17 protein-coding genes are annotated in these 16,953 nt (G+C 41.9%); 14 read left to right on the top strand and 3 right to left on the bottom strand.

The window, feature by feature from the left end:
* Nucleotides 1-163 precede the first annotated feature (163 nt).
* The 3 genes from CWB60_RS12705 to CWB60_RS12695 are packed head-to-tail and all read left to right on the top strand — an operon-like array spanning nucleotide 164 to nucleotide 2,009.
* Nucleotides 164-787 (top strand): methylthioribulose 1-phosphate dehydratase, encoded by a 624-nt coding sequence (locus CWB60_RS12705; protein WP_004587487.1) that lies wholly within the window; start codon nucleotides 164-166, stop codon nucleotides 785-787.
* A complete protein-coding gene (gene mtnC, locus CWB60_RS12700) occupies nucleotides 787-1,470 on the top strand; it encodes an acireductone synthase (RefSeq protein WP_138577409.1) in 684 nt (227 codons plus the stop codon). Before CWB60_RS12705 ends, mtnC begins: the two co-directional genes overlap by 1 nt.
* A complete protein-coding gene (locus CWB60_RS12695; RefSeq protein WP_138577407.1) occupies nucleotides 1,467-2,009 on the top strand; it encodes a 1,2-dihydroxy-3-keto-5-methylthiopentene dioxygenase in 543 nt (180 codons plus the stop codon). The genes mtnC and CWB60_RS12695 overlap by 4 nt, the downstream gene beginning before the upstream one ends.
* A 48-nt stretch (nucleotides 2,010-2,057) precedes the next feature.
* Here the strand turns inward: CWB60_RS12695 and mtnA are convergent, their stop codons facing one another.
* Nucleotides 2,058-3,083: an S-methyl-5-thioribose-1-phosphate isomerase gene (gene mtnA, locus CWB60_RS12690; RefSeq protein WP_138577405.1), complete on the bottom strand. Its 1,026-nt coding sequence runs from the start codon at nucleotides 3,081-3,083 to the stop codon at nucleotides 2,058-2,060.
* A gap of 128 nt (nucleotides 3,084-3,211) precedes the next feature.
* Between mtnA and mtnK the strand changes: the two genes are divergently transcribed.
* Complete coding sequence (gene mtnK / locus CWB60_RS12685) at nucleotides 3,212-4,429, top strand: S-methyl-5-thioribose kinase (protein WP_138577403.1); 1,218 nt, start codon at nucleotides 3,212-3,214, stop codon at nucleotides 4,427-4,429.
* Nucleotides 4,430-4,466: 37 nt separating this feature from the next.
* Here mtnK and CWB60_RS12680 read toward each other — a convergent pair whose 3' ends face one another.
* Together CWB60_RS12680 and CWB60_RS12675 are read right to left on the bottom strand one after the other, a co-directional pair.
* Nucleotides 4,467-5,948, bottom strand: a complete 1,482-nt coding sequence (locus CWB60_RS12680; RefSeq protein ID WP_004587481.1) for an FMN-binding glutamate synthase family protein — start codon at nucleotides 5,946-5,948, stop codon at nucleotides 4,467-4,469.
* Nucleotides 5,949-6,044: 96 nt separating this feature from the next.
* Complete coding sequence (locus CWB60_RS12675; protein WP_138577401.1) at nucleotides 6,045-7,823, bottom strand: DUF885 domain-containing protein; 1,779 nt, start codon at nucleotides 7,821-7,823, stop codon at nucleotides 6,045-6,047.
* 355 nt (nucleotides 7,824-8,178) lie between these two features.
* Here CWB60_RS12675 and CWB60_RS12670 point away from each other — a divergent pair, with 355 nt between their 5' ends.
* The 10 genes from CWB60_RS12670 (at nucleotide 8,179) to CWB60_RS12625 (ending at nucleotide 16,947) form a co-directional block, all read left to right on the top strand.
* Entirely contained in the window at nucleotides 8,179-9,165 is a 987-nt protein-coding gene (locus tag CWB60_RS12670) for a GGDEF domain-containing protein (protein ID WP_004587479.1), read from the top strand.
* Between the two features lie 95 nt (nucleotides 9,166-9,260).
* On the top strand, nucleotides 9,261-10,016 hold the full coding sequence (gene ubiE / locus CWB60_RS12665) for a bifunctional demethylmenaquinone methyltransferase/2-methoxy-6-polyprenyl-1,4-benzoquinol methylase UbiE (RefSeq protein WP_004587478.1): 756 nt from the start codon (nucleotides 9,261-9,263) through the stop codon (nucleotides 10,014-10,016).
* Nucleotides 10,017-10,027: 11 nt separating this feature from the next.
* Nucleotides 10,028-10,711: a ubiquinone biosynthesis accessory factor UbiJ gene (locus CWB60_RS12660; RefSeq protein WP_138577399.1), complete on the top strand. Its 684-nt coding sequence runs from the start codon at nucleotides 10,028-10,030 to the stop codon at nucleotides 10,709-10,711.
* A gap of 9 nt (nucleotides 10,712-10,720) precedes the next feature.
* Nucleotides 10,721-12,325, top strand: a complete 1,605-nt coding sequence (gene ubiB, locus CWB60_RS12655) for a ubiquinone biosynthesis regulatory protein kinase UbiB (RefSeq protein ID WP_138577397.1) — start codon at nucleotides 10,721-10,723, stop codon at nucleotides 12,323-12,325.
* Nucleotides 12,326-12,404: 79 nt separating this feature from the next.
* Nucleotides 12,405-12,659, top strand: coding sequence for a Sec-independent protein translocase subunit TatA (tatA, locus tag CWB60_RS12650; protein WP_004587475.1), 255 nt, complete (start codon nucleotides 12,405-12,407; stop codon nucleotides 12,657-12,659).
* Between the two features lie 5 nt (nucleotides 12,660-12,664).
* Nucleotides 12,665-12,994, top strand: a complete 330-nt coding sequence (tatB, locus tag CWB60_RS12645) for a Sec-independent protein translocase protein TatB (RefSeq protein WP_004587474.1) — start codon at nucleotides 12,665-12,667, stop codon at nucleotides 12,992-12,994.
* Between the two features lie 48 nt (nucleotides 12,995-13,042).
* Complete coding sequence (gene tatC / locus CWB60_RS12640; RefSeq protein ID WP_138577395.1) at nucleotides 13,043-13,783, top strand: twin-arginine translocase subunit TatC; 741 nt, start codon at nucleotides 13,043-13,045, stop codon at nucleotides 13,781-13,783.
* Nucleotide 13,784: 1 nt separating this feature from the next.
* Nucleotides 13,785-14,315 (top strand): hypothetical protein, encoded by a 531-nt coding sequence (locus CWB60_RS12635; protein ID WP_054983614.1) that lies wholly within the window; start codon nucleotides 13,785-13,787, stop codon nucleotides 14,313-14,315.
* A complete protein-coding gene (locus CWB60_RS12630) occupies nucleotides 14,315-15,100 on the top strand; it encodes a TatD family hydrolase (RefSeq protein WP_138577393.1) in 786 nt (261 codons plus the stop codon). The genes CWB60_RS12635 and CWB60_RS12630 overlap by 1 nt, the downstream gene beginning before the upstream one ends.
* Complete coding sequence (locus CWB60_RS12625; RefSeq protein ID WP_138577391.1) at nucleotides 15,100-16,947, top strand: sensor domain-containing diguanylate cyclase; 1,848 nt, start codon at nucleotides 15,100-15,102, stop codon at nucleotides 16,945-16,947. Before CWB60_RS12630 ends, CWB60_RS12625 begins: the two co-directional genes overlap by 1 nt.
* Nucleotides 16,948-16,953 lie beyond the last annotated feature (6 nt).

Raw genomic sequence — 16,953 nt, 5'->3', positions numbered from 1 at the left:
TAAAACAGAAGTATAGCCGTCTAAAATTAAATAGCTTTATATCAATTTGCTTAATTAACTGAGCTATTTTGAGGTAGCAAAAACGCAGCTCGCGTTTGGTTTAGCGCCTCAAATGCATTAAGTATTATTACGCATTGGTATTACACTCATTGGTGAGGAATGTATGCACAACAATACCGCTATTTCGCAACTTATTGAAGCCGGAAAATGGATCAGTCAAAAAGGCTGGGTCCCCGCCACCGGCGGAAATTTTTCGGCGCGCACCGCAACAGGGTATGTGGTTACCGCTAGCGGCTTTGATAAAGGTCAGCTCGGTACACACACATTCATTGAGCTTGATCATCAAGGTAATCGCACTAAAGGTGCTGGCAACCCATCGGCCGAAACGCAACTGCACCTAGGCATGTATAAGCTTATTCCGCACGCAAACGTGGTACTGCATACTCACTCAGTAGCAGCCACCGTACTATCGCGTGTAATTAAAAGCCATGCATTAAATTTAAGCGGTTACGAAATGCAAAAGTCACTCAGTGGGGTAACCTCGCATTTAGATACGCTCAGCATTCCTATTTTTGAAAACGACCAAGACATAGACCGCTTAAGCTTGCTGCTTAGCGATCACCATTTACATACACCCATTGAGCATGCAGTGTTAATTCGTGGGCATGGCGTTTATGTAGTAGGGCGTAATTACAAGCAAGCACTTCGCCATTTAGAAGGGTTAGAGTTTTTATTTAGTTGCGAGCTGGAACGGTTAAAAATAGAAGGTATTGGGGCACAGCTATAATGATAAAAGCAATTTTAACTGATATTGAAGGCACCATAACACGTATCTCATTTGTAAAAGAGGTGTTGTTTCCGTATGCAGCCAAGCAACTAGCAACGTTTATGCGCTTAAACGAAAATAAAACCCATGTCGCTGAGCAAATAGCGGCAGTAAAAGCCATTATTAATGAGCCAGATGCCGATATAGAAAATGTCATTAGCGTGTTACTAAAGTGGATTGAAGAAGATAAAAAAATTACCCCTTTAAAGCAAATACAAGGGCTAATTTGGCAAACGGGCTACGAGCACGGGGATTTTAAAGGCCACCTATACGCAGATGCGTTTGAGTTTTTACAAGCTCAGCACGCTCAAGGCACCGCACTCTATGTGTATTCATCAGGCTCGGTAAGGGCGCAGCAGTTACTCTTTAAATACAGTGACTATGGCGATATTCGCCCCCTGTTTAACGATTTTTTTGATACCAAAGTCGGCGCAAAGCAAGAGCAAGCAGCCTATAACACTATAGTTAATCAGCTCCCTTTTAGTGCTAACGAAATCTTGTTTTTAAGTGATGTTGCAGATGAGCTTGATGCAGCCAAAGCCGCAGGGCTTAAAACCTTGCACTTAATACGTGATGGCCAAGCACATAGCGCGCACCCATACGTACATGACTTTAGCACAGTTAAATTGGAGCAATTTGCATGAGCCAATTAACAATTTATGCTAACAACAATCCAAGTAATGCGCTGGTAAACACCTGTGATTTAAGCGAAATTACTCAGCAATTAGCAAAGGTAAATGTACGTTTTGAACAATGGCAAGCAACTGCACCCATTAATGAGCACACTACAAATGAGCAAATTATTGCAGCGTATAAAAATGATATAGCGCGCTTAAAAGCGCAAAATGGCTACCAAACGGTAGATGTTATTTCGCTTGCAAAAGGTAATCCTGCAGCGACACAAATGCGAGAAAAGTTTTTATTTGAGCACACTCATAGTGAAGACGAAGTTCGCTTTTTTGTAAAAGGCCAAGGGTTATTTTGCCTACATATTGATGCCAAAATTTACCAAGTATTATGCCAGCAAGGTGACTTAATTTCGGTCCCAACTCTTACCCCACATTGGTTTGATATGGGAAGCGACCCAGAATTTACCGCCATTCGATTATTTAATAATACCGAGGGCTGGGTTGCAAAAAGCACCGAGTCTGAAATTGCGAAGCAGTTTCCGTTGCTCGCATAGCAAAAGTAATACGCTCCACAAAGGGATAAGTGGAGCGCTGTTTAAAAACTACTTAAGCGCTGTTAACGCCCCACTCTCTACATCACTTTTATTGTAAACACCGGTATCTAACACCCAAGCTGTTATTAGTTTTGCAGGTGTTACATCAAATGCGGGATTATACACATTGGCATTCGTGGGTGCCCACAGCGCCTCACCAAAACTGCCACTTACGCCGCGTACCTCTGCGCTATTTCGCTGCTCTATTGCTATATCGCTACCGTGAGCTGTTTGTGTATCAAGCGTAGTTAAAGGCGCGACAACATAAAAAGGAATATCATGAAAATGGGCCAATATAGCTAAATTATAAGTTCCCACTTTATTAGCAAAGTCGCCATTAGCAGCAATACGATCGGCGCCTACCACTATTTTATCTACCTTGCCTGCGGCCATTAAGCTTGCTGCCATATTATCGCAAATAAGCGTATACGGTACTTGCCAGCGCTCAAGTTCGAACGCGGTTAAACGCCCGCCTTGCAACAAGGGCCGCGTTTCATCAACCCACACATGTATATTGCCGTGTTGTTGCTGCGCTTTGTAAATAACGCCTAATGCTGTACCAATACCAGCAGTCGCTAATGCGCCGGTATTACAATGGGTTAAAATATTGTCGCCGCTGTTTATAAGCTCAGCTCCGCGCGTTGCCATGCGCTCACATAGGGCAATGTCTTCAATAAAAAGGCGCTCTGCGCTGCACACCACAGCTGCTACAAAGTCATCGCTTTTAAGGGCCTCTCTTAATGTAGCCATGCAATGCATTAAATTAACAGCGGTTGGCCTTGTGGCTTCAAGCTCATCAATTGCTTTTGCAAGCGCCGCTTGAGTTCCCCCCTGCTGCGCTAAATGAGCAACCAGCAAACTCGCACCTAAGCCTATTAATGGTGCGCCACGAATTTTTAAACTGATGATCAGCTCCTTCATCGTCTCAACACTATGGCATTCGTGCCATACCTGCTGATGAGGAAGTAAATACTGGTCAAGCACACTTAATGTGCCGTTTTCATATTTTAAACTGCTTGCGATTAGGTTTTGCATGGTGAGGCTGCTTAAATAAAATGCGTAAGGGTATTTTACATCAGTTTGAATAACTCTCAAGTTAGACTTGTAGACATCTAAACATTTAAAGGTATAGAATGCCCAAAAAGGTTATTTGAGAACTCACTATGGCTAACTATGTCGCGTTTGATGCGCAGCGCGCAATTGAATATGTAAATTCGCTAATTGACTCTAAGCAGTATGATTTTTTTAATGCTGGCGCACACTTAACTGCGTACGAATTTGGTGACGGTAACCTTAATTTAGTATTTAGAATTAGCGATGAGCACCATAACAGCATTATTTTAAAGCAAGCACTGCCTTATGCTCGTTGTGTAGGTGAGTCATGGCCGCTCACGCTTGATAGAGCCCGTATTGAGGCGCAAGTGTTACTTAACCATGGGGCTATTTGCCCACAAAATACCGCTAAAGTACTGCACTATAACCAAGCTTACGCACTTACCATTTTAGAAGATTTAGGTCACTTAAAAATATTGCGTACCGCGCAAAATAACGCGGAGCAATTTCCTAAGTTAGCCGAGCACGTAGCTACGTATTTAAGCCATACCGGGTTTTATAATTCAGATTTTTACCTAACCGCCCAGCATAAAAAGGCCCTCGTACAGCAATTTACTAACCCTGAGCTTTGCCAAATTACAGAAGATTTATTTTTTAGCGATCCGTATACAGATCACGAACGCAATCACTTTAACGAGCAACTTACTACACATGTACACGCTTTGCGCGATAACACGGCACTTAAGTTAGAAGTTGCGAAATTAAAAGCTAATTTTTTATCTAACCCGCAAACATTGCTGCACGGCGATATGCACAGCGGCAGTATTTTTGTAGATACCAATACCACTAAAGTGATTGACCCCGAGTTTGGCTTTTTTGGCCCTGTTGGCTTTGATATAGGCTCTTTTATTGGCAATTTACTATTAAATTACTGCGCACAAGCAGGGCATATTGAAGAGTTTGTAGCACGACGAAACTATCAAACGCATTTACTTAGCTGCATTGTTGAAAGCTATAATTTATTTGAGCAACAATGGTTAGCTTTAATTGCCAACCACAGCACAGATCGCACCCTTAATACCGAGGGCTACCCACAGTACTTTATGAAAACCGTATTACAAGACGCCATAGGCTATTGTGGAACAGAACTAATTAGGCGCACCATAGGGCTCGCGCATGTGGTAGATATTGACAGCATTGAAGATGAAAATACGCGCCTTGCAGTACAAAAACAAACGCTGAGCTTAGGTGAGCAACTTATTTTAAATGCCAAAAGCTGCGACAACAAAGATGCCTTTTTTAGTTTATTAATAAGCCAGCTAAATTAAAAAAGGCGCCAAAGCGCCTTTTTTACTACCAATACCGTTATTGGTAGTTTTCGTAAATTTTATCGAGCGGCTCCGACAGCCCACTTTCTTGCACTATACGCACGTGTTTACGCCTTAATTCCCGCGCACTCGTTACACCACATGAGTGGGCAATTAAGCCAGCGCCGTAATGAATATATTTATTATAATTGGCAACTCGCTGGGCTTTATCTGCAACATTTAACCCACGCTGTAGCCGCTCGTTATGGGTAGTTACACCGGTTGGGCAGGTGTCTTTATTACATTGCATAGCCTGTATACAGCCTAACGCAAACATATGACCACGAGCAGAAACAACAAAATCAGCACCCAAAGCAAGCGCCCATGCCACCTTAGAGGGCACAATTAACTTACCCGATACAATGACTTTAACCCGTCCTGTTAAGCCATGTTTTTCAAGCATATTAACAACCAGCGGTAAGCTTTCGCGCAGCGGTAAACCTACCGAATCTAATAAGGGTTGTGGCGCTGCGCCCGTACCGCCATCGGCACTATCAATAGTGATAAAATCCGGTGCTGATTCAAGCCCGCGGTGGTTTATTTCTGCAAATAGCGTTTCTAGCCAAGTGTAATCACCAATAACGGCTTTAAAGCCGGTAGGTTTGCCTGTGGCGTTTCGCACTGTTGCAATCATATCTAATATGTCGCTTGGCTTTTTGATCTCTGGGTGCCCATTTGGGCTAATTGAATCTTTGCCCTCAGGAATACCCCTTATTTTAGCAATTTCAGCATTAACCTTTTTACCTGGTAACATACCGCCTTTACCTGGTTTGGCACCTTGGCTTAATTTAAGCTCAAACATTTTTACGTTTTTATGCGCCGCAATTTCTTTAAGTTTATCGATACTTAAATTTCCAAGCTCGTCACGCACACCATATTTAGCCGTACCAATTTGAAACACCAAATCGGCTCCGCCCTCTAAGTGATAAGGGCTTAACCCGCCTTCGCCGGTATTCATCCAGCAGCCGGCCAATTTTGCCCCTTTTGATAACGCTCTAACAGCCGGTTTTGAGAGCGCACCAAAGCTCATTCCCGATATATTAAACAAGGAGTTAGTGGTGTACGGCGTTTTACAATAAGGGCCTAAAGTTACATTACTTGGGTCCAGCGCCTCTTCATCTAAGGTAGGGAAAGCACAGTTCATAAACATCACTGTACCTGTTACCTCTAAGCTTTGTGTGGAGCCAAATGCAGCGGTACGATCGACATCTTTTGCAGCACGATACACCCAGCTGCGCTCTGCTCGGTTAAACGGCATTTCTTCTCTATCGAGGGCAAAAAAGTACTGCCTAAAAAACTCGCCTTGGCGCTCAAAAAAGTACCTAAAGCGGCCAATAACCGGGTAATTTCGCCTAATTGCATGCTTTGTTTGAGTAATATCACGAAAATAAAAAACAATAACGGTAAGTACAATTAATCCTAATGCAACAATAAAAATACTCGCAAATACATCAATACTAAAAATAATAAAATCGCTCATCCAAGGCCCCTTGATGGCTGTTTTTAAAAATAAAAAAGGTGTTGCGTCAAAATGACACAACACCTTTCGTTGTTCAAGGTTTATACCTTTAGATAATTAGCTTTGCGTGTTTTCAAGCTCAGCTTTTATATACAAACGAACTTGCTCTTCAAGCACTGATAACGGCACTGAACCATGACGCAATACTTGATGATGAAACTCACGAATATCAAAACGAGGCCCAAGCGCTTGCTCGGCCTCTGTGCGTAAACGCTTAATAGTCAGCTCGCCAATTTTGTACGACAAAGCTTGCCCCGGCCACGAAATATAGCGGTCGGTTTCGGTTTTAACATTGTGTAATGAAAGCGCCGTGTTTTCACTCATAAAGTTCATAGCACGCTCTCGGCTCCAGCCGTACATGTGCATGCCTGTATCAACCACTAAACGAGCTGCACGCCACATTTCATAGGTTAAACGGCCAAATCGGCTGTATGGGTCTTGGTAAAAGCCTGCTTCTATACCTAAGTATTCAGAATAAAGCCCCCACCCTTCACCAAAAGCCGAAAGGTAGGCGTCACGTCGGTAGCTTGGTAAGTTTTCAAGCTCTGCATTAAGCGATATTTGTAAATGATGCCCTGGTACGGCTTCGTGTAAGGTCAGCGCCTCTAATACATACAATGGGCGCTTATCTAGCGCATATGTATTTACCCAATAATAACCCGCTTGATCGCTTCGGCTCGAGCCAACATAGCGGCCTGTTGTATATTTAGGGGCTATATTTGCAGGTACAGGTGCAACGCCATAGGGCATACGTGGCAATGTGTGAAATAACTTAGGCAGCTGCGCGTCCATTTTTTTAGCTATATAAGCAGCTTCTTTTAATAGCTGCTCTGGAGTGGTGGCGTAAAATTGCGGATCGGTACGTAAAAAGTGGATAAAATCGGCAAACGTGCCTTCAAAGCCTACTTCTTTAATTATTTCCTGCATTTCACTGCGGATACGCACCACTTCAGATAACCCCAGCTGATGTATTTCATCAATGCTCATATTTGTGGTGGTGTAATACTGTGCGCGGTTTTTATAAAACGCCTTGCCATTAGGGGTTTGCGAAATACCAATCGTAGTACGTGCACCCGGCTGATATTGCGTAGTAAAAAATGTTAAATACGCTTTGTAAGAGGCTATAACATCGTTTTTTATGATGCGTTTAGCTTTTTGCTGCAACGCTTTAAAGTCGTTTTCACTTAGCCCTGCTGTGTTCGTTTTAAACGGGGAGTAAAAGTCTGACTGTGTTACATCATCTACTATGTATGCGCTTATTGAGTCTTCATACCCAGCTAATACCGCTTGTGGTTGAGTAAGCCCCGTTTCGAGCCCCTTTTTCATCCAATGTATATTTTGCTCAAAAAAGCGCGGCACTTGTTCAAGGCGGGCTAAATACGTTTCTAACTGTTGCGGTTGCTTGTACTGCGAACTATTAATCATATAAGACAAGCTAGAATGGAACCCATACTCAGAAGTTAGCGGCATGTAGTGCGCATTAAATACATATTCATCAACACTATTTTGTACTTGCGCACGAATAATACTGAGGTTAATACTGTTTTCACTTGAAAGCTCATCGCTATCAATTGCATCTAAACGACTTAATAATGCTGTTTTTTCCTCATATTGCTGCTTTAAGAATCCGGCCGATAAATTAGGTAATAAATAGCCATCAACCCCTTCAGGCTGAGTGTAGGGATTAACACGTTTGCGGTAATCAACAATACTTTGCGCCACTTGTTCAAATTGTGTGTTTGCGTTGGGGCTTGTTAATGTACATGCGCTTAGCGTGCCAAAAAGTGATAGCACAAGCAGTGTGCGGCAAATTCGCGGGGGTAAGGAATAATTCATTTTAGTTTTACTTAACCATACAATAGATTTCACAAAACTATCGTAGGCTGAGTAAATAGCAAGATAAATGCGATTAATCTCAATAGCACACGCTTAATTGGAGCGGGTAAAATAAGCTGAACCCGCCTAAATTAAGCTAAATACGTGCTCTTTGATGATAAAATCAGCTATTAGGCAGCAAAAGTAAAAAATTAAGTTCACTAATACTTGTTTTTACTTTTAAATAGCCTGCTTAACGATTATTGTAGTAAAAAAATAATAAAGCTTGGATGCATTGCCGCCTCATTGAAGAGTTATTTTAATGTGTAATTTAATGCGTACTTAGTTGGTAGTTAAAATGATGTTCCATGATTCCATGGCTGTAGCTCAAGAAAAAATGACGAATGTATGCCTGTTTTTAGAACGTCATACGCTGCCTCCCTCTCCGTTAAATTACCACGTTGCCTATACCTATATTAGTAAAGTAAATCCTCAGCTAAATAACGCCATAGACGAGGCCATTACTAATAAAGCCCAAATTGATAGTATTTTGATTGAGCAGCTCTACTTTGAGTTTTTAAACGAAGGGCATACCACGCAAGTGGCAATGATTAATAACGTAAATGGGGTTATTGATTCACTGTCGCGCAATGCGCAATCAACCGAAAAACAAATTGTTAGCTTTGCCGGCCAAGTAAGTGAGTGCATGCACACGCTTGATGAGAATAATATAGAGCAAAGCCGCCAAGCACTCGATACGTTAAACACGCAATCAGCCACGTTACTTGAGCAACACAAGCACTTCAAACACGAGCTACATAAAGCTAAAAAGTTACACGAAAAAACCCAAAAACAGCTGGCGCAATTACGTAAGCAGCACATTATTGACTCACAAACGGGGCTGTATAAACGTCATTATTTAACGCAGCAAACCCAACTATGGAGCAACCAAGACAAATCAATTTGCGCAATTGCTATTCAAATAGATAATTTAGATCATTTTGTAGATAATTACGGCGATATAATTGGCGAAGTTATTTTGAACAAAGTGGCTAAACAAGTAAAAAAATATGTCTTTCAAAGTGGTTTACCTGGGCGTACAGCAAAGGACCAATTTACCGTATTACTGCCAGATATAGACCCCGAAACCGCCAATGTTATTGCTGAAAAAGTGCGTAATGGCGTAGAAAAACTTCGTTTTGTTAGCTCAAAAAGCGGCACTAAGCTGCCTGGCATTAACTTATCTTTAGGCATAGCGCAGCAACTCAAAAATGATGACTTTAACCAGTTAGCTAAAAAAGCCTCGCAAGCGGCATTTAAAGCACGCTCACTGGGGCAAAGTAGCTTTACAGCTGGCCACTAGGTTTTACGCTAAATTACCTGATAAATCATATTCAAATTGCACCTGCAGTATACAATCAAGTACACTAGTCTTTATTGCCACGATAGAGACTAACCATGAACGAAACAGAGCAAAAGACCACGCATTTTGGCTATAAAACCGTAGCCGAAAACGATAAAGCCTCAATGGTTGCAGACGTATTTCACTCGGTTGCAGCAAAGTACGATGTAATGAACGATTTAATGTCTTTTGGTGTACATCGATTATGGAAACGTCAAACTATAGCCAGCTCAGGTGTGCGCAAAGGCCACCACGTCCTTGATTTAGCAGGCGGCACTGGCGACCTAACAGCAAAATTTAGCCAACTAGTCGGTGACACCGGCCAAGTAGTTTTAGGCGACATTAACTCATCAATGTTAAAAGTGGGCCGCGAAAAACTGCACAACTTGGGTTTAGTCGGCAATATCGACTACGTGCAAATGAATGCCGAAATGCTGCCATTTCCAGATAACAGCTTTGATGTGATCACGATTGCCTTTGGCCTACGTAATGTAACCGATAAAGACAAAGCCCTGCGCTCTATGTACCGTATATTAAAGCCAGGTGGACGTTTATTAGTATTAGAGTTTTCCAAACCTGAGCATGAAATTTTAAGTAAAGCGTACGATTTTTACTCGTTCAATCTATTACCAACTATGGGTAAAGTAGTGGCGAACGATAGCGAGTCATACCAATACTTAGCTGAGTCGATTCGTATGCACCCAGACCAAGAAACCTTAAAAGCAATGATGGAAGAAGCAGGCTTTGAACAAACAACGTATCAAAACCTAACCGGTGGTATTGTTGCACTGCACCGTGGTTTTAAATATTAAGGCAGGCAGTTATGGCGTTTGAGCAAAAAAGCGAGCAAGTGGTCACAGCAAAACCCGATTCGCAGTTTTTTATGTTACCTAATTTTGTACTTTCGCTTATAGAGCGAGTGCTTAATAAGGTACTGCAACTCGACGCCACCTTAATAGATAAGCTCAGTGCCGTTAAGCACAAACCATTAAAGGTCGAAATCCGCAATTGGCAGCAGCAAATAGTATTAACCTTTGATGGTAAACTATTACACCTTTACAGTGCCAGCGATGAAGATAGCGCGGAGTGTATGATCAGCGCAGATATAGATACACTCATGGCGCTTAAAGACCCAGCCATGCTTACACAGCTCATTCGTCAAGATAAGCTAGACCTGCAAGGCGACTTAAACGTCGCTCAGGCGTACAGCGCCGCATTTTCTGGGCTAGATATAGATTGGCCTGAGCAACTATCGCACTATATTGGCGATGCGCCCGCACAACAACTTTACATACAGCTAAACGCTTTACGCAGTAAAGAGCGTAAAGCGCGTCAGCAAATTAGCACCACATTAACCAGCCTATGCCAAGATGAGCTCGCTGTAACTATTCACCCTTTAGAGCTTGAACAATTTAAACAACAAAACCGAGTGCTAAAAGGGCAAGTGGCCGCTATTGAACAACGCATAAATGCATTAATCAACTCTTCTAACACCAACAGCCGCTAAGGATTTTTTGTGTCGACTGCTCGATTGTATTACATCACTAAAACATTACTTAGCTACGGATTAGATGAGTTAATACCAAAACAAAAAATACCTTGGTACGCTAAAATTGCGCGTGGTAGCTTGTTTTGGTTACGTAACCAGCACAAAAATAAACCAGCGGGCTTGCGCCTGCGCTTAGCCTTGCAAGAGCTTGGCCCAGTGTGGATTAAGTTTGGCCAAATGCTTTCTACCCGCCGAGACTTACTTCCTCACGACATTGCGTTAGAGCTTGCTTTTTTGCAAGACCAAGTCGAGCCCTTTGAAGGCGAACTTGCCCAAAAAATAATTGAAAAAGCGCTCGAAATTAGCGATATAAACCAGTTATTTAGTGAGTTTTCGCAAACCCCATTGGCCTCAGCGTCTATTGCACAAGTGCATACTGCTAAGCTAGTTGATGCCCATAACAATACCCAAGATGTTGTTATAAAAGTGATTAGGCCAAATATAAAAACACAAATTAATGCCGACTTAGCACTTATGGAAAAGCTCGCTAAAGTACTTGCCAATGTACACAGCGAAGCAAAAAGGTTACGCCCAGTCGAAGTGGTCAAAGAGTATAAAAAAACCTTGCTAGATGAGCTCGATTTAATGCGCGAAGGCGCAAATGGCATACAACTTAAGCGTAACTTTGAAGGCTCTGATTCGTTATATATCCCGGCTGTTTATAGCGACTATAGCCGCAGTAACGTTTTGGTTATGGAGCGTATTTACGGAATTCCTGTATCAGATACTGAGTCGTTAATTGCGCAAAATACCAATATGAAATTACTCGCTGAACGCGGTGTAGAAGTGTTTTTTACCCAAGTATTTAGAGACAGTTTTTTTCATGCTGATATGCACCCTGGCAATATATTTGTCTCTCGCGAGCACCCTGAAAACCCCATGTATATTGGTATCGACTGTGGCATTGTTGGCACATTAAACAAAGAAGATAAACGCTATCTCGCAGAAAACTTTATCGCCTTTTTTAATCGTGACTACCGCCAAGTTGCTCAGCTACATGTTGACTCAGGCTGGGTTCCGCCCGATACCAGCATAGAAGAGTTTGAATTTGCTATTCGTACCGTGTGCGAACCTATATTTAATAAACCGCTGGCTGAGATATCGTTTGGCCATGTACTCGTTAATTTATTTAACACCGCACGCCGCTTTAACATGCAAGTACAGCCGCAGTTAGTATTATTACAAAAAACGTTATTATACGTTGAGGGCTTAGGGCGTCAGCTTTATCCTCAGCTTGATTTGTGGAAAACCGCTAAGCCATTTTTAGAAGATTGGGTAAAACAACAAGTTGGACCGTTATCAGTAATGAAACAAATGTATGCTAACTTGCCATTTTGGGCTGAAAAAATGCCAGAACTACCTGATTTAATTTATCAAAATTTAAAACGTAGTCCGCAAATACAGCATTCTCAGCCAAGTAAAGTGTCACACAAAGCGCTAGTACTTAGCCTATTTGGCAGTGCTACACTGATTGTATCGGCACTGTGTTATCTGCAGCACGACCTCATAGCGGCAGGCGTAACATTAGCAGCGTCTGCAATTAGCTTTATTGTGGCGTGGCGTAACACATAAACTAAGTGCTATTTATGCCACAGGGCGTATAATTAGTACTTAAAATAAACATTTAAGCATTTATCAGTTGGAGATAACCATGGGTTTAGGTGGCATTAGTATTTGGCAATTATTGATTGTTTTAGCGATTATCGTACTTCTTTTTGGTACTAAAAAACTACGCGGCATGGGTGGTGATTTAGGCGGTGCAGTAAAAGGGTTTAAAAAAGCCATGTCTGATGATCAAACTAAAGAGACTGAAAGCGAAAAAGCTGAGCAAATCCAAGAGTCTCAAAAAGCAGCGCCAACACAGACACAAAGCACTGAAAAAACCAAAGACGATACTAAGGTTTAAGCAATATGGGAATGTGGGAGCTCGTTGTTGTTTTTATTGTTGGCCTAGTGGTACTTGGCCCTGAGCGGTTACCGGTTGCCATTCGCACCGTAATGCGCTGGGTAAAAACCGTTAAGTCGATGGCCAACTCAGTTAAAGCAGAAGTGAGTGAAGAGCTACGCATACACGAGCTTCACGAAAACCTAAAAAAAGCAGAGCAACAAGAGCTTAAAGATTTAAGCCCTGAGCTACAACAATCGGTTGATGAACTGCAAAAAGCAGCGCAGTCGGTTACTCATAGCTATAAAAACACTTCAAGCACGTCATCTAACGAACAACTCGATGAAAAAAAGTGAAATTAATTCCCCTATTTGTGGTCAACTTATTACGTGGTATAAAAAATAATGTCTGAACAAGCTAAATCAGGGTTCGTCGCTCACTTAATTGAGCTGCGCGATCGGCTTATTAAATCACTTTTTAGTATTTTAGTGATATTTATTGGCCTAGTGTATTTTGCCAATGATATATATGAGTTTGTAGCGGCCCCTTTAGTCGCACATTTACCAGGCACTGCCACTATGATAGCTACCGATGTTACGGCACCGTTTTTTGCACCGTTTAAGCTAACGCTATTTGTTGCCTTGTTTGGCGCTATCCCGTGGATATTGCATCAAATTTGGGGATTTATAGCGCCTGGCTTATACCAACACGAAAAACGCATGCTAATGCCAATTTTGGCCTCGAGTATTTTGCTATTTTATGGCGGTATCGCTTTTTGCTACTTTATAGTGCTTCCTATTATATTAGGCTTTTTTACTAGTGTAGGGCCGCAAATGATGACCCTAGCACCGGATATTAGTAGCTATTTAGGATTTGTACTTAAGCTATTTTTTGCATTTGGTGTGGCGTTTGAAATACCCGTAGCCATAATGCTGCTATGTTGGAGTGGCGCTACAACCACGCAGAGTTTAAAGCAAAAACGCCCTTATATTGTGGTTGGTGTATTTGTTGTGGCGATGTTTTTAACACCGCCCGATGTGTTATCACAAACACTATTAGCACTTCCTATGCTGCTTTTATTTGAGCTAGGGTTAATTTTAGCGAAATTTTATAGCGCTAAAGAACAACAGGAATCTGAGGAATAAAATGAAAAAACAACTACTCTCACTACTGGTTTTACTAAGCGCACCGACGTTTGCAGCGCAAGAAATTAACGTGCAAGCTTTGCAAGCATGTAGCTTTATTGAAAACGACTTTAACCGTTTACTATGTTATGACAACACAGTGGCAGGTAAACCGCTTACTAAACCTAGTGAGAAAAAAACCCTTACCCCACCAAAAGCTGTAACCAATGTATCGCCAAACGTAAGTGCACCTGTTGCAGCTGTTTCTAAAGCGGCGCCTGCTGCTAAAGCAGATGATTTTGGCCTTGAGCATAAAGAGATCACTAAAGATAAAGACGAAAATATCACAGCATTAGTATCATCAGTTAGAAAAGCCCCTTATGGCGAGCTCATTATTACTCTTGATAACGATCAGCAATGGCGTCAAATTGGTTCTGACAGTCTCAAATTAAAAGAGTCAGACACAGTGGTTATTAGCCGCGGTGTATTTAATTCTTTTTTACTTCGTAAAGATGGTCAAAACCGCTCAATCCGTGTGAAGCGCACTCAGTAATGACCTACACGTTAGTTGATGCCGGCGTTAATTTAACCAATCACCAGTTTGAAGATGAGCATCAGGCCATTATTGCCCGCGCAAATGCCGCGGGCGTGCAAGCTATGCTACTAATTGGCTGCGATGTGCCTAGTAGCGAACAATCGCTTACATTAGCAAAACAATATAATCAGTTTTCTACTGCTGGCGTGCATCCACATGACGCTAAAGACGCCACCGATGAACTTGAAACCACTTTAACGCAGCTTGCTAGTAACGATTGCGTTGTGGCCATTGGTGAGTGTGGGCTTGATTATAATCGCGATTTTTCTCCTCGCGATATTCAGCGCAGCGTATTAAAACGCCAGTTAGCGTTAGCTGAAAAACTAAACCTACCTGTTTATTTACACGAACGTGACGCAAGCGAAGATATGCTAAATATTTTGGCTAACTATAACGTACGTGGCGTGCTGCATTGCTTTACAGGCAATGCCCAAGCACTTAAAGATTATTTAGAATTAGGCCTTTATATTGGCATTACTGGGTGGGTGTGTGACGAGCGCCGCGGTAAAGCATTGCAACAATTGGTGCCAAGTATCCCGCTTGAGCGGTTATTAATAGAAACCGATGCGCCTTTTTTAATTCCACGCACAATAACCCCTAAACCAAAATCACGTAAAAATGAGCCCGCCTATCTTAGCTATGTGTGTGAAACACTCGCTAAGCTTTATAACGTTGAACCAAGTACTATTGCCACCCATAGTACGGCTAACTTTTATAGCTTATTTGATATAGCAGGTCGCTAATGACAAGCCCAAAGGCGCTATTTAGCCTATTTATGCTCCTTTGTTCATTTTGCAGTGTTGCAAACCCCGTAATTTCTGAAAATTTTAAATCAATAAAAATAGACACCCTGAGCTATTCGTTTACGCCCACCACAGCAAACAATGCCTACCATGAGGTTAACGACTGGCAAACAGTAAGTGATAAGCCATTAAATTTAGGGTTTGAACAACGCCCTGTATGGGTCAAGTTTACAGTTAAAAATACCTTAAATAACAATATAAGCCCTATTTTATCGCTCGATAACCCGCTGTTAAATGAAGCGCAATTTTTTCATTTTTATAATTCAGCACTGCTCTCACACATGCAAACTGGCGATAACTTTAAGCTCTCATCACGGCTAATAAAAAGTGAATCTTTATTAGCAACCTTGAGGCTGCCGGCAAATAGTATTAGCACCGTAATAATGAAGGTTAACAACAGTGCAGGGCTGCGCATCCCGCTGACTTTATGGCAACCAGATGCCTACCTAGCGCACAAAGGTAAGCTTAATTTAATTTATGGCTTACTCATTGGTTTTTTATTTTCATTGGCCATAAGTTGCTTGGTTTTGTATGGGTTTTCGCGCAAGTTGTATTTTGCTTATGCTGGTATTATTACGCTGACCTTAGGTGTGCTACTGGCTTATTTATGCGGTTTTGGCGCTCGTTATTTTCATCCAAATTCGCCTTCATTACAGCAAGTAATGATACCTGTTTTACTAATGCTCACTACGCTTGCTTTTGTGCCGCTACAAAAACAACTGTGCCAACCTAAAGCCTCTAAACTACTAAAATGGCAAACCATTGTTGCTAATATTTACGCAATTAGCCTGCTGTTTATGTGGGCTTTACCTAGCACAGTGTTTACCCCATTTAGCTTACTGGCGAGCCCGATTGTTATTATTTATTGCTTGGTAAGCGCCTACATCTGCCAGCAAAATGCGCCTTCAAAACCAATTCAAGCACTACTAATTGCACTCATGCTATTTTTACTTGTTATGGTGTACCTTATTGTTGCGGTATTTGGCTTATACCCTTTAGGTAGAAGTAGCTTAGCTTTTGTTTTTATATGCTTTTTTGGTAGTACATTTTGCCTATGTTATGGCGTTATGAAGCGCTTTATTTTAGAGCGTGATGAACAAGTTATTGCTCAACAAACCTTGATTGCTGAAAATGCAGCCCAAGATACACTATTAAATGAGCGACTCGCGCTGCAAGCCCAAACACAAAAAGAATTAGAGTCGTTAGTTGATGAGCGCACCTTTGAGTTACAAGTCACTTTGCGTGAACTAGAAGATAAAAACCGCGAGCTTGAGCTACTTAATATGGAAGACGCGCTGAGTGGCGTTAAAAATCGTCGCTTTTTTGATAAAAAATTAGTGATGGAACTGCGTCGCTCTCGGCGTGAACAAACGCCTTTGAGTATGATTATGCTCGATATAGACCGGTTTAAACGCGTAAATGATAACTACGGGCACTTAACCGGCGACCAAGTAATACGCGCTGTAGCCGACATTATAAAACAGCATTTAAAACGCCCGTTGGATGAAGTGGCTCGCTACGGCGGCGAAGAGTTTGTTGTTTTGCTACCTAACACTCCAAAAGAGGGGGCTGTTGATATTGCTGAAAAAATTCGCCAAGCCGTAGAGAGTAATACCGTAAACGTAGCCGGAACATCCGTAAAAGTAACCATTAGTGCTGGCGTAAACAGCGCTGTAGTAAACGATATTAGTAACCCTGAGCTATTTACAGACGACGCAGATAAAGCGCTCTATTTCGCTAAACAACATGGCCGAAATCAAGTAATTAGTTTTCCAATTCCACAGTAGGAGCTT

This window comes from Pseudoalteromonas sp. S327, from assembly GCF_005886415.1.
Taxonomy (GTDB): domain Bacteria; phylum Pseudomonadota; class Gammaproteobacteria; order Enterobacterales; family Alteromonadaceae; genus Pseudoalteromonas; species Pseudoalteromonas atlantica.
This window is presented reverse-complemented; position numbering and strand designations above follow the sequence as displayed.

What these genes read in the sequence shown, in the direction of transcription:
- ubiE (WP_004587478.1), top strand. Translation starts at nt 9,261, where the DNA reads ATGAACGAAACAGAGCAAAAGACCACGCATTTTGGCTATAAAACCGTA.
- tatC (WP_138577395.1), top strand. Translation starts at nt 13,043, where the DNA reads ATGTCTGAACAAGCTAAATCAGGGTTCGTCGCTCACTTAATTGAGCTG.
- CWB60_RS12680 (WP_004587481.1), bottom strand. Translation starts at nt 5,948, where the DNA reads ATGAGCGATTTTATTATTTTTAGTATTGATGTATTTGCGAGTATTTTT.
- tatA (WP_004587475.1), top strand. Translation starts at nt 12,405, where the DNA reads ATGGGTTTAGGTGGCATTAGTATTTGGCAATTATTGATTGTTTTAGCG.
- CWB60_RS12660 (WP_138577399.1), top strand. Translation starts at nt 10,028, where the DNA reads ATGGCGTTTGAGCAAAAAAGCGAGCAAGTGGTCACAGCAAAACCCGAT.
- CWB60_RS12675 (WP_138577401.1), bottom strand. Translation starts at nt 7,823, where the DNA reads ATGAATTATTCCTTACCCCCGCGAATTTGCCGCACACTGCTTGTGCTA.
- tatB (WP_004587474.1), top strand. Translation starts at nt 12,665, where the DNA reads ATGGGAATGTGGGAGCTCGTTGTTGTTTTTATTGTTGGCCTAGTGGTA.
- CWB60_RS12670 (WP_004587479.1), top strand. Translation starts at nt 8,179, where the DNA reads ATGGCTGTAGCTCAAGAAAAAATGACGAATGTATGCCTGTTTTTAGAA.
- CWB60_RS12705 (WP_004587487.1), top strand. Translation starts at nt 164, where the DNA reads ATGCACAACAATACCGCTATTTCGCAACTTATTGAAGCCGGAAAATGG.
- mtnA (WP_138577405.1), bottom strand. Translation starts at nt 3,083, where the DNA reads ATGCAAAACCTAATCGCAAGCAGTTTAAAATATGAAAACGGCACATTA.
- CWB60_RS12695 (WP_138577407.1), top strand. Translation starts at nt 1,467, where the DNA reads ATGAGCCAATTAACAATTTATGCTAACAACAATCCAAGTAATGCGCTG.
- mtnC (WP_138577409.1), top strand. Translation starts at nt 787, where the DNA reads ATGATAAAAGCAATTTTAACTGATATTGAAGGCACCATAACACGTATC.
- mtnK (WP_138577403.1), top strand. Translation starts at nt 3,212, where the DNA reads ATGGCTAACTATGTCGCGTTTGATGCGCAGCGCGCAATTGAATATGTA.
- CWB60_RS12635 (WP_054983614.1), top strand. Translation starts at nt 13,785, where the DNA reads ATGAAAAAACAACTACTCTCACTACTGGTTTTACTAAGCGCACCGACG.
- CWB60_RS12630 (WP_138577393.1), top strand. Translation starts at nt 14,315, where the DNA reads ATGACCTACACGTTAGTTGATGCCGGCGTTAATTTAACCAATCACCAG.
- CWB60_RS12625 (WP_138577391.1), top strand. Translation starts at nt 15,100, where the DNA reads ATGACAAGCCCAAAGGCGCTATTTAGCCTATTTATGCTCCTTTGTTCA.